Origin of the sequence: Micromonospora sp. NPDC005979 (genome assembly GCF_040614415.1) — a bacterium.
Taxonomy (GTDB): Bacteria; Actinomycetota; Actinomycetes; order Mycobacteriales; family Micromonosporaceae; genus Micromonospora.
On sequence record NZ_JBEXUR010000001.1, the window covers coordinates 444,328 to 458,251 of the forward strand.

General features: G+C 74.0%; 2 protein-coding genes. Both read left to right on the top strand.

The genetic code is table 11. The features are described 5' to 3' along the window. Nucleotides 1–71: 71 nt before the first annotated feature. Nucleotides 72–13,514, top strand: coding sequence for a toxin glutamine deamidase domain-containing protein (locus ABZ272_RS01840; RefSeq protein WP_355047981.1), 13,443 nt, complete (start codon nt 72–74; stop codon nt 13,512–13,514). Further along, on the top strand, nt 13,511–13,924 hold the full coding sequence (locus ABZ272_RS01845) for a hypothetical protein (protein ID WP_355047982.1): 414 nt from the start codon (nt 13,511–13,513) through the stop codon (nt 13,922–13,924). The genes ABZ272_RS01840 and ABZ272_RS01845 overlap by 4 nt, the downstream gene beginning before the upstream one ends.

Sequence of the window (13,924 nt, forward strand, 5' to 3'; positions counted from 1 at the left end):
CCACCGGTCTGAGCGTGACCCCGCACGCCCCCGGGCCGACGACACCCGCACGGGACAGCGGCGGTGGTGACGTGGGCGGTGTCGTGTTCGGGTACGCGGTGCCGCGTCCGGCCGAGCGTCCCCGTGCCGACGGCGAACCGGCCCCGACGTCGCCAGCAACGTCCGACGAGTCGAGCGCCGTCGCACCGGCCGCCGCCGACGTGGCGGGCGCGGTGCCGGTCGATCGCAGCGGCTGGATCCCGGTCGGCGACCCGATCACCGTGGACCAGATGCGGGAACGCTATCCGTACCTGGACCGGGTCAACCCGCTCCGGTCGCTGCTGAACTGCGTGTTCGCGTCGATCGTCACCGATCTGCTGTTGCGCGTCGGTGGGCGGGACCGGTTCGAGGCGCCCGCGTCGGTCGTCACCGAGGTGGGGGTGCTGGGCTTCTACGCGGGACGGCCCCTGCGGGAGGTCGACGGCTACCGGGCCGTCATCGACGCGATGCGCGCCGCACCAATGGGCTCGCGCGGCGTCCTGGTCGTCAACGACGCCACGGGTTCGGTGGCGCACTCCGTGAACGTGGTTCGTGACGAGCACGGGGTGTTCTTCCTGGACGGTCAGACGAACGGGCCGGCGACCGTACCGCCGGTGCCGTCGCGGGTCCGCTTCGTCGCCACCACGGCGGACGTGCCGACACCTGCCGTACCGGCGAATCCGGCGCCCGCGACGGAGCCGGACCTCGCCGGATCGGACCACGCGGCGCTGTTCGGCCTGCAACCGCTCGGCGGCCGGCCGCGCGACCTCGTCGCCGCCGTGCTCGCGGCGGCGGGCCGCGACCAGGATCCGGCGCCGGTGGCGCACCGCTGGGGTACGACCGATCCCGGCCGCCTCGCCGACGGCCTCCGGCTCCGGCTTGTCGTGTTGGGGGAAGACGGCGCGCTGCGGGCGTACGGCGATCCGGGGAGGCCCGAGGCGTTCGTGGCGCGCAGCGGCGGCGGCTACCTGGCGCTGACTCCGACCGCTGGCCGCGAGCCCGAGTTGCCGGGTGACGGGGACGTGGAGGCGATCGGGCAGCCACGGGGCCTGACCGGCCGGGACGGCGCGGAGCCGGTACGGGCGGTGGCGTCGGAGCTGCTCGACGCCCACGACGGCGGCCTCGACCGGTACCGCTGGACGCTCGACGGTCACCAGGTGAACCTGAGCGCGCTGCTGACGCTGCCGTCGGTGCACCGTCACCTTCACCGGCTGCTCGACGACGGGCCCCTGGTGGTGCGGTCGGACCGGACCGGCCCCCGGGCGCACCGCTACGAGCTGCGGCTGACCGGTCGCCGCGCGGACGGTTACGACCTCGGCGTCGACCACCTCACCAGCCGGGTCGACGTCACCGTGACCCTGCGCCGCATCGGCCAGGTACGCGGCAGCACCACCCGCGAGTGGCCGCGGACGGTAGCGCTCACGCAGGAGTTCACGCGGACCGTCCCGCTGCTGCCGCTGCCGCCGTCCGGGATGCCGGAGCCGACGGGCGTTCCGTTCCCGGTCACGCCCGACCAGCTCCGCACCGGCGCGGTGACGGTCGGCGCGACCCGTAACCCGTCCGACCGGGCCCGGACGGGTGGGTTCACCGACGCCGTACCGCTGGGGTTCGTGCGACTCGGCGACCAGTACCGCCTGGTGGCCCGGGCCGTCGGCGGCGTGGGGCCGGTGGAGCTGCTGCTCGACGTCACCGCCGTCGCCGAGCTGCGCGACCACTTCGCCGGGCCGGGTCTGGACGGTCTCGCGTCGTACGAGCGTCCACCGGGGTACGCGGAGCCGACACGCGGCCTCGGTCCGGCGCCGGAGGGGGTCGACAACGTCAGGTGGGCCGACCCGTCCCTGGATCTCGACCGGCCCCGGTGGGACGCGCTCACGGCGCTCGCCCCGGACGTGCCCGCCGCGCGCCTGTTCAGCTGGATCGAGGCGGTCGGCCGAGCACCCGGCGACCTCACCGCCCTGGCCGACCGGATCGGTGTCGCCCCCCGGGCGCTGCTGACCGTCGCCGTCGACCTCGGTGTCGACCCGCGGGCGCTGGCCGTGTTCGCCAGCCACCTCGGGCGGCTCGACGAGATGACCGTGCGGGAGCTGCGCGGCAGTCTCGACCCGTTCGGACGGATCACCGACGAGGACGTGGTGGCGATCGCGGACATCGCCGGCCGACTCGGCCTCACCGCCGACGTCCTCCCGGCGCTGCTCGACTTCGTTCGCTACGCCGTGCCGTTCGACCTGCTCACCGCACTACCGGACGCCCTGCTCGACGCGGCGGTGGCGGTGGCCTGGCTGCGGCACGACATCGACACCCGGCCCGACCGGGCCGCCGAGGCGCTCGGACTCGACGACCGTGACCAGGTCGAGGACCTGGCAATGGAGTTGGGCGTGCTGCCCGGCCACCTGGCGGTGATCGCGCCGGAGATCCGCGATGCCGTGCTGCCGGACCTGGACGTGCCCGGTTCGAGCAGGGCGCCGGTGGCCGGACGGGCCGAGGCCGTTCGCGCGAATCTGCGCCGCAGCGGCTACCTGCCGCACAACAACGCCGCCGGCCTCACCCGTCAACTGACGCTGGCCGGCCGGCTCGGCTTCCACCCCGGTCAGCTCTCCTTCCTCCTGCCGTCGCCGCACATCGTGCTGCTGTCCCACGAGTTCCTCGTCGACGTGCCGCTGCAACGGGTCGAGCTCACCCTGCGGCTGCTCGCCGAGGACCTGACCGGCCCGTCCGAGGCGCTGCTGACCGGTCTGCCGCGCACCACCGAGGTCGGCGACGCGGAGCTGACCGAGTGGGCGGGCTCACTGACCAGCCTGGACGTCGTCGCCCAGGATCTCCGGGACGCCGCCCGAGAGCTGCTCGACCGGCCGTGGGGCGATCTGCGCGGGGCGACCGCGCTGGGTTACCGGGTCGGATCGTCGGCGTTGAACCGCTTCGTCGATGTCGCCCGGGTCGCGGTGGCCAGCGGCCGACTGCCGATCGACCTGCTCCGCATCGCGCACCGGATGAACCTGTCGGCGGACACGGTGCTGGTCGCGGCCGGTGTCATCGGCACCGACCCGCGATACCTGCACCCGTTCACCGCGCCGCTTCAGCGCAGCGAGCTGCCCGTGTCAGACCCGGACCACCAGAACGTGGTGGAGGTCGCCGCGCTGCTGCGGACGTACGCGGCCCGTCGCTCGCCGCTGCACGATGAGGCGTTGCGCGTACCGTGGATGTTCCGGCAGGCGGCGCGCGGCGTCGCCGGGGCGTGGGGCGCGGCGGTGACCCCGGCGGTCCTGACCACGGCGCTGGGCCAGTTGGGACGCGCGGAGGTGCCCGAGTCCCACACCGACGTGCTGCGCGACCGGGGTGACCGGCTCCGTGAGGCGACCCAGCGGTTCGTCACGGACCTGCCGGCCGACCGGATCGGCGGCCTCGGTGATCTCGGCGGCCGTCTGAGGCGCTGGGCGGGAGGGTTGCGGCAGCTCACCGGCATGCATGGGGCCGTCGCCGCGGCGGCCACCGCCAACCGGGATCCGCTGTTCAACGCCGTGGAGGCGCGCGACCGGTTGGAACGCGAGATCATCCAGCTCCTCGACGCCTCCGCGCGGCCAGGGCCCGAGCTGCGAGCGGCGTGGGCGGAGCGCGACCAGGCGTTGCTGAACCTCACCGTGGAACCACAGGACCGCCTCGCCCGCACCCTGCCCGGGCTCTACCTCGCGGTCCTCACCGCCGACGCCCGGTACGTCCGGCTGCTGGCCGCGGAGGTGGCGACCAACCTGCGGCAGCGCCCTGAGCTGCGCGAACCGGACGGCACGCCGCACCCGGCCGCCGCCGAGCTGGGCAGCGCGGTCGAGGCGGTGGGCAGCGCGTTCGAGGCGGTCCTGCACGACCAGCCGTTCTTCCAGCGACCGGACGACCTCACCGCCCTGGAACTGGACGAACGTCTCGCCAACGCGCTGCCGGACACGCACGGCAGTGCCGTGACCGGTCAGCGCTCCGGTGAGGCGTGGCTGGAGACGTACTGGTCGCGGCGTTTCGCCGACCCGCGGCTCGATGCGTACACCATCGCGCTCGACCACGAGGCACGGCCGTGGCTCGACCACCGGGCGGTCCTGGCGCTCGCCCGGGCCGCCGGTCAACCGCCCTGGACCATCCACCAGCTGGTGGCCGACGACCTGGAGCGGACGCCGGTCGAGCTGCTGGACCCGGCCAACCGGCACGGTATCCCCCTCGACCGCCTGCTGGACTACACCGTTCGCTGGTTCCTCGATCCGGCCGTCTTCGGGCTGCTCGACCGGTCCGCGCTGGCCGATGACGACCGGCACGCGGAGTACGCCAGGCAGCTCGAGGAGCACCTGGACGCCCGGGGCAGCGTCGTCCGGCATTTCGTGCTGGCCCGCGCGACGCAGGGCCGGTTCGCCGGTCCGCCGGCGGACACTCTGCTGTTCGACGATCCGACGGCCGTGGTGCTGAGCATGGGTCTGCCCCGCGCCTGGGGCACGGGGGACCCGGTCCCACCCGAGACACTTATCGAGTTCGGCGAGCTCCAGGTGTCGCTGATCGGCCTGATGGACGTTCAGGAGTCGTCCATCAGGTTGGGTGCCGAACTCGGCGTGCCGGCGATCTGGGTGGCCATGGTCGGCACGCGGGTCGGCCGGGTGCCACTGGACGTCGCGGCGCACGCGGCGCGGCTCGGGGTGGTGGACCCGCTGCTGCTCTTCGCGCTGGTCGCCGAACTCGGCGTCGACCCCGCCGTGTTCACCTCGGCCGACGGGCTGCGGGCGCTCAACGATCCGGCCCCGGCGGAGGACCGGTACGCGCCGGTGCGCGCCCTGCTGGCGGACCCGGTGACCGGCCCGCGACTCGCCACGGCGTGGACCCGGTCCGGGGCGCGGGTGAACCCGATACCGGGCGGTGGCCGACCGCCCCGGCCGTTGATCGAGTCGCTGTGGCAGATCTACCGGATCACCGACCGCGTGCCCACCGATCTCCTGCGGGTGGCGGCCAGCGCGTACCTGCACCCGGCGGTGCTCGCCGACCTCGCCGCCGATCTGGGGATGGACCCGCGCACGGTGTCGGCGCTGGTGCAGTCCCTGCCGGAGGGCCCGCAGCGAGACGCGGCCTCCACCGCGCCTCGCGCGCCGCGGGTCGACCGGGCCGGTCGGGTACGCGACGTGGCGGTGGAGTGGGTGGACCGGCTACAGCGGCGCTGGTCGGTGGCCGAGGACGAGATCGCCTCGCTGTTCCACTTCCTGCGTGGTGAGGGGCACAACCTCACGATCCTCGACGACGGCTCGGCCGCCCAGGTGGCGGACCTGCTGACGCAGTGGCGGGCGGAGCGTGCCGCCCGGCAGGGACGTTCGGCGATCACGACACCGGCGAACTCGCTCGACCTCGACGAGGTCATCAACGCCGCGGACGCCCCCGGCGTCCGGCCCACCGAGATCGAGGACCCGCCCGGTCTGCTGGACCTGCTGCGGGCCATCCCGGGCGTCGAGGTCACCGACTTCGCCGACGCCGCGCAGGCGGAGGCGTCGGCGCATGGGCAGACGGCCACCGAACGCGCCGACGACTCGTCCGACACCGACACCGACACCGACAGCACCGTGGACGCGCTGACGCCCGCGCGCCGGTCTCCCACCGAACCGGGAGCGATCGGCGACCCCGACACCCCGTTACGCCCCCGACTGTCGGCCGGCGATCTCGTCGGGCGAGCGCTGCCCGGTCTGGGCCGTACCGGCGGCCGGGATCCGGAACGGCTGCGGCAGTGGGTGGCCGCGGTGGAGCCGGACCGGCCCGGCGACGAGGTGACGCTGAGCGAAACCGACTGCGTCGTCCGGGCGTACGCGGCGTTCGTCGCCCTGCACGGCCGCAGCGCGAACGTGGTCGACAACCGGGCCGCCGCCGCCCCGCAGTCGATGACCGTCCGGGACCTCCAGGATCTGCTGGACGGGTCGCTGACCCGGTTGACGGACTGGCCCGCGTTGGTCGACGGGCTGCGTGGCACCCCCGGCGCACTGGCGCTCATCCACCTGCCCGCGAACGACCTGGTGCTCGCGCCGGATGCCGGCCCGGCCCGGGGTCACGTCTTCTGGCTGTGGTCCGACGACCGGACCGGGACGCCGACCCTGCGGGTGATCGACACGCAACGCGCCGGCCTGCTCGCCGACGAGGCGTTCGCCGGGACGCCGAGCAGTCGGTGGGAGCGGGCGCTGACCGGGTACGGCGTCCGCGCCCTGCTGCTCGACGCGGATGGCCGTGCCCGGCCGCTGCCGACGCCGGACGCTGGCGGCCGGCCGCCCACGCAGTCGACGCCCGAGGCCAACGGGCGGCCGTCGACGCAGCCGGTGCCGGACCGGTCCGACCTGGACGCGGTGACCCTGGCGTCGCGCTCGCCCGCCGAGCCGGGCGTGCTGGGCCTGTCCGGTACGCGGCACGGCACCGGCTCGGACGCCGTGGCCGCCGCCCTGGCCCTGCCCGGTCGGGCCACCGGCCGTGACCCGGGCCGGTTGCGTGCCTGGGTGCGTACGGTCGAGTCGCAGCGCCCCCAGACGGTGTTGCAGCACGACGTGGCCCGCGCGTACGGGGCCTTCGTCGCGCTGCACGGCCGGGCGGCGAACGTGGTGGACAGCCGCTGGTCCCCGGACGTCGTCCGGCTCACCCTGCCCGAACTCCAGCGACTCCTCGGCGGCACCGCGCGCCCCCTCAACGACGTACCGGGCATGCTCACCGCGCTGCGCGACGCGCCCGGCGCGATGGCCCTGGTGCACGTGCCCGACCGCGACCGCGTCTTCTGGCTCTGGTCGGACGACACCGGCGACGCTCCGATCGTGCGGGTCGTCGATCCCACCCATGCCGGGCTGTTGGACCGGCCCACGCCCGTGGTCCTTGACCGGATGCTGCGCACGCCCGGCGTCACCGTCCTGGCGCTCGACGCGGACGGACAGCCCGGCGGCCAGGGCCCGGCCGACACGCTGCCGCCGCCCGCCGCGCCGGCCCAGGGGCCCACCGTGCCCTGGTACCTCGAGGACGGCGCGCTCGGCCAGTTCACCGTGCTGGCCGCCGGGCGACCGGCCACCGCCCGCGTCGGCTCCGCCGCGCAGCTCGCGAGGGGCCTCGCGGCCGGCCTGCCCGTCCTCCCCGGCGTGCCGGCCCACCACGCGGAGGCGATCCGGGTCGAGATACGGCGCGAGATCGCCCGGGCGTTGACCGCGCCGGAGCGCGGCACCGGTCCGGCCGACGCCGCCTACGAGCAGTACCTCGAACACTGGGACGAGCGGCTCACCAGCGGCATCCACCTCAGTGTCGGCAACCGTCTGGTGTGGATCCTGCCGGTGCCCCGGGTGGCCCGTCCCGCGCCGCCCGCACCCGAGCAGGACGCCAAGGTCTACAAGGTCAGCTTCGGCTCGACGTCCCGGGGTTGGACCAGGGACAGCGAGCGGCCGACCGGCGGCATCTTCAGCCCGGACACCGCGCTCGGCGGCATCAGCCAGTACGTGACCCGGGTGATCTTTCAACTGCCGGACATCACCTTCGGAAGCAACCGCGAGCACGGCAGCTCCGAGGGGCGCAAGGTGCTCGCCGGCCGGCAGATGTTCGTCGCCGACTCCACCACGTTCCAGGCCGGGTTGGCCTTCAAGGTGTACGTCGACGGCCGGCTCTGGACCACCACGCGAACCCTGCCCACGCACGAGAACCTGCTGCTCATCCAGTTCCCCACGCCGTACACCGACCCGGCGAACGGGCAGTACGGACCGGCCCGCGCCGCCGCTTCCGTCGACGGCTCACCACCCCGCACCTCGAACGCCGACCGGGTGTTCAACGCCCTGGCCACCGAACAACTCATCACCGGCTGGCACCGGGCCCTGCGGGAGAGCCTCGACGCGGACGCGGCCGCCGACTTCGCCCGGCAGGGCGTGGCGCAACTGCTCAACGAGCGGACCGCGCTGAACCGCAACCGACGCCTGCTGCACGGTTCGGACCGTGCCACCGGCCTGCACCACGGCAGCACGACCATGTCGCTGCACCTCATGCTCCGGCCGATGAGCCTGCAACACCTCGGTGACACGCCGGACGTCGCGGTCCGCGACGACCTCGGCGTCATCGCGGAGGCCGGTACCAGCGCCGACGGCAGCCGGAGCGTCGCCGTCGCCGGCGAGGTCGCGTCGTACGGCATCAGTCACATCGCCCGTGCGCTGCCCACGCCGGGCGGGAAGCTGCCCAAGGACAACAGGTTGCAGGGCACCGTCAGTGGCGAGCTGGGCGGCAGCGTCGGTCGCGATGCCGGCGTCGAACTCGGCGAGAGCGTGCTCAACCACACCGTGTTCAAGCGCACCGGGGCGCAGACCCGGTACCGCCAGCAGTTCGAGACGGTGCTGGTGACCCAGCTGAGTTCCGGCGAGGTCCGGCCGGTGGTGCTGCTCGGCATGCCCGGGGAGGTGGCCGTCTGGGAGGACCAGCGCGGCGAGTACGAGCAGGCGTTGCTCGGTGCCCCCATGGACGGTCCGATCGTGGCGGTGCCGCCGGCGCCTCGGCGTATCGGCCGACTGGTCGACGAAGCGGAGATCCGCGACCGCCTCGGGCCCCGCGCCGTCGAGGTTCTCACCGGTGGTCGGGTCGTCGACCCGAAGACCCGACGGCTGATGCCGAGGGTCGAGACGCCGCAGCTGCGGGGCCGTTATCCGGCAACGGCGGTGCCCGGCGAACCCCTTGCCCTGGCCACCCGGCGCGGCCTGGGCCCGAGCGCACCCCTGTCGCTGCCCGGCGCCGAGGTGGTGCTCGACACCGCCACCGCCGGGCTGCTCGCCCTGTCGCACCGCGAGGAGCTGCCCGTCGACGTCATCGAGGACCTGGAAATCCACATCGGGCGCGACGCCATGGAGGCGGACCCGAGCCGGTTCCAGACCGGAGACCCGTTCCAGGTGACCATCGAGGGCGTTCCGTACGACGTGCTCGTCATCGCCTACCTGGAGGAGTTGCGCGATACGGTCGCCTATCCGATGGACGTCAACCTGCGCGCTCTGCAGGGCAGCTCGGTGGAGGGCTCGGTCGGCACCTCCCACGGCATGGGCGGTGGCTTCGGCGGTGGTCTGCTCGTCCCGCTGCCGCTCGAGGAGTGGAAACTTCAGCTCGGGCGGGCCGAGGTGCAGGGCGAGTGGGAGTGGTCCCGCTCCGACGCGTACGACGGCGCGGTCAAGCACTACCGGCGTACCGAGACGACGGGAGGCGTGACCGAGTTCCGCTACCGGGTGATCTACGAGGTCGTGTTGCGTCAGGGGACGCAGCCACGGGTCACGTACCTCATCGGCGACGACCCGAGAGACCCGAACGATCCGAACCACCCCGATGAACCGGACGTCACCGCCCTGCGGACCGTGCTGCCCGACGAGCACCGGTTGGACCGGACTGTCACGCCAGCCGAGCAGGATCAGGCCGGTCGGGTCACCGAGGTGACCTTCCGCGCGTGGGACCAGGCCGACCCCATCCCGTACGAAGACGAGTCCGCCGTCGGGGTGTTTCCCTTCCTGCCCGGGCTGCCCGAGGTCGCCGCTCAGGCCGCTCGCACGTACGCGCAGATCAACAACCTGGATCGCCGGTGGTTCACGGAACCGCTGAACTGGCCGCGTCCGCTGTGGAGCGTGGGCATCGCCAGCCAGGTCGCCGGGCGCCTCGCCGAGATGACCGACGGCTACGGCTGGCTCATCGATCTGCCCGACGAGGGCGGGCACCACCAGGCGGTACGGGTGCAGGTGCGGGCGTTCAACCCCGAGCAGACCCGGCCGCCCTCGGACGTCGAGATCGAGCACTACCAGCAGTTCAGCGCCGGCCACAAGTGGTCGCACGACACCGGCAGGAGCGCCGGGATCAGCATTTCCACCGGTCCGGTCTTTCCACTCGGCGGTTCCGGCACGGTCGACGATCCGACCGACCGGGTCGCCCCGTCCGACCCGACCCGTCGGCAGGTCGGCGGCGTCGGCGGCGGCGGCGGACCGTTGCCCGGTGGTGACACCGCGGGCGAGGGTGGTCTCGGTCGCCTCGCCTTCGGTCCGTCCGGTGGCTACCGGTGGGCCCGCGAGGACGGGGTGTCCGACGAGTCCGGCTACATCGACATCACCCGGGCCACCTACGGCGGGCTCACCCAGCACTACCGCAGCGACCTCGTCTTCAAGATCAGTGCGGAGCGGTGGGACGGTGAGCAGGGCGAGGTCACGCAAGCCGTCCGCTACCTGCGGGTCAACCTCGGCAAGGAGTTCATCGCGCCGGACCGGCTCGCGGCGGCCCTCGGGCTGCCCGGCGCCACCACCGTCACGCCAGCCAGCCCACCGACGCGCCGCCCGGTCGATCCGGAGCCGGTCCGCGCGTGGTCGCACCCGGAGCGGCTCGCCGCCCGTGCCGTGCTGCCCGCCGTCACCCGTGCGCTGTCGGTATGGAAGCTGCTACCGCGCCGCGCCAACCCGATCGACCTGCCGCCCACGCTCCTCGTCCGCGCCCTCATCGCCCGGTTGCGGCCCGCCGCCCTCGAAGGGCAGTTCGCCACCCTGACCGGAGCGGGCCTACGGGTGTGGCAGCCGGTCGTCACCGGCGGGAAGATGCGGTTCCTGCTGGTGCAGGTGACCGGTGACCTCCAGGCGCCGACCGAGGACCTGCCCCGCGACGACGTCGCCCTGACCGAACGCAGCGAGGCGGTGACGGCCCACTCGACCGACACCGCGCACTCCGGCAGCCTGCACGTGGGGGGCCGGACCCGGGCCCGCGGCGAGATCGCCTCGAAGGCGGACCTGGCCGGCGAGTTCCGGGCCGAGTGGCAGCGCACCACCGGCGTGGGCAGCGGCCTGGCCGACGAGACCAAGGACATCATGCGGCTCGGCATCAAGCAGTCGCACGAGTTCACCCAGCCCATCACCTTCCGAGTCGACATCGGCCTCACCACCGAACTGCCGGAACTCCTGCGGTTCCTCAGCACCACCAGCGCGAACCTTTACCGCGCCCTCGAGGGGCTGGTGCGGCGCGACACCGGCTCGTGGAGCCGCTGGTCGGCCGACGCGCCGGTGGTGGGCCGGGCCGGCTGGTGGGAGCGGACCACCACGATCACCGACATCGCCGGCAGCGGGCGGCTCGTCGTTCCCGCGTACCTGACGATCGAGGACACGCCCTCGGCCTCCACCGGCCCGGTGAACGGCAGTTGGGCGCCGGCCGGTCCGTCCCGGCCGGCGGCGCTGCCGGCGGTCCGGATCGAGCGAGGCCCGCGCCCCGCGCCACCTGCTCTCAACGCGACGGTGCTGGCCGACCCCACCTTCACCCCCCAGTCGATGAGAGCCGTCGCGCAGGCCGCCCACGCGTGGGCGAAGCTGGTCACCGAACCGCTGCGGACCTGGCCGGATGTCTTCGACGAGGACAGTCCGCCCCGGATCGCCCGCAAGGGGGACCTCAGCTCCCTGGAACGCACGGTGGCCCACCACACCTCGGACCGCCAGCTCAACCGTCGCTTCGAGGAACTGCTCGAACACCGCTACCAGGTGGGCGACACCGGCATCCGGCTCGGTCTGGACCTCCGAGGCTCGTCGTTCAACGTGGACCGCGCCCCGGACGGCACCGTGCGGCCCCGCGGTTTCGCCCACAAGGGCCGCAACTACCGGCAGCGGGACACCAGACCCAGCTACGAGGTCTCCCAGAGCACCAGCTCGTCGGTGGGCGGCGGAGCGACGCTGCGGGGGACCACCGGCAACATCCGCACCGGCCCGGGCGGCTCCGGGTACGGCGGCTTCGGCGGCGGCCGGGGGTACGAGGGCGAGACCAGCAACGTCGGCGAACGCAACAGCGAACGACGAGCCCAGTACCACCTCATGCGCTACGACGCGACCCTGGTGATCTATCCGCCGGGTGATCCGGGCCACCGGCTGCTGATCGACCGGGACGGGGCGTTGTTCGCGGTGACGACCGTGCGACCGGACACCACGTACCAGCCGCCGGCCCGGTTCGCGCCGACGGTCGTCGACCGCGTGCAGGGCATGGAGTTGGGCAATCGCATCGACACCGCTCCCACCACCCGGCCGGCGGCACCGTCCCGGGTCAGGATGGACGAACCGGCGTTCCGGCGGACGGTCGACGAGGTGGCCGACGCCGGCAACGCCGCGTTCGTCCGCACCGGTCTGCTGTCGCTCGCCGAGTGCCTCGCGCTGGCCGAGCGGATGGTCACCCGGCTCTACCCGTCGGCGACACCGGAGCTGCACGCCCTGCGTCCGAGTCGCACACAGGAGGCCGACGCCGCGACGTCCTGGCTGACCGGGCAGACCGACTGGACGCCCGTGACGGGTTGGCACACGGTCGAGGCGGACCTGCGCGACCGGCCCGGCACGACGGCCGTCGTACTGCTGCAACGACCGAACCAGACCGTGCACCACATGTTCCTCGCACACACCCTCGCGGACGGCCGCGTGCTCTGGGCCGACCCGGTCCGTCCGCCCGGCGAACGGGTCTTCGCGAATCCCGGGCCGTTCGCGGACGCCCGGTTCGAGTCAGCCGTCGCCGCCCGTGCCCTCGTCATCGGCGCGGACGCCACCGTGGCGCCCGGCCGGAGCGCACCGGAGTCCGCCTCGACCGCGCGTGCGGTGGTGGACGCGCCGCTGGGCCACGACGTGCGGGGCAGCGTCCCCATCCGGGCCACCGCAGGGCCCTCGGCCGCCCCCGCGCCCTCCTCGACCGGCGACCAATCACGGGCGTCGGGCGGCGAAACGCCAGCGGCGCGTCCACAGCCCGTCGCCGACGCCGAGCCGCCCGCCCGTCCACAGCCCGTCGCCGACGCCGCGCCGCCCGCACGGGTGGTCGATGTCGAGGCGGTACGCGCCACCCTGCGCGACAGAGTGGCCGCCGGCGACGACCCGATCCCGTACCGGACGGGTCCGGTCCTGACCGGCGCGGACGCCGCCGGCCTGAGCCTGACCCTGCGCACGGCCGGCCCGGTGGACCTCGCCGAACTCTCCGGGCGGCTGGCCGATCCGAGCACGGTGACCTCCGGGCCGGACGGCCAGGGCGTGACCCTGCGCCTGTCCGACACCCGTGACACCTGGGCGGACCTGCGGACCGTGGCCCGGCACGTCCGGGCATCCGGTGCGCGGATCCGGTCGGCCACGGTCGACGCCGCGCTCGGGCCCGATCAGCACGCCGCGCTCGCCGCGGTCGTGTCGACCCACCACGCGGCCCTCGCCCGGATGGTCGGTGTCACCGAGGCCACCGTCGACGCCCTGCGCGCCTCGATCAGCTGGACGAACCTCAACCTCGGTGTCCTGCAGGCCCAGATCCGGCTGGTGCACGCGCTGCGGGGCGTCGGTGGGGCGGCCGCGCCGGCGTGGTTGGGCAACCACCAATACTGGTGGCACGACGACGAGCCGGCGATCGTGTCGCACGAGGCCCGCCGCCTCCTCGACGCCGTCGCCGCCGTCCTGCCCGACGACCCCTCCGACCTGGTCGCGCTCGCCCTGCTCGCCGACGACGTGAACCACGGACCGGCGGTCCCCGTTGGTCAGTCATGACGATCCGCATGATCTCGGCCGACGGTGGCCGCCACGTGGTGGCGGAGCACCCCGCGGATCTGCTCGCGGAGCTGATCGACGGGTACGCCCGGTTGCCGTCGCGGCACCGCCGCGCCGCACGGGTCGCCCACGCGGAGCGCTCACTCGCCCGGATCCGGCAACGGTTGGCCGCCGGATTCGGCCCGGACGCCGTGCCGCCGGCGGTCCTCGTCGACGTGCGCCACCTGGAGGAACCGCGTGACGACACCACGGTGATGTGGTTGGCCACCGACGACGAGGATCGGTACCTGCGGTCACTGGCCGCCGTTGGGGAGATCTTCCTGACCGTGGGGGAGGGGCATTCGCGAGGGATGTCCCCCGACTTCGCGGGGGCGAGCGGTGCCGACGCCCCGACCGCCCGCGTGCGCTGA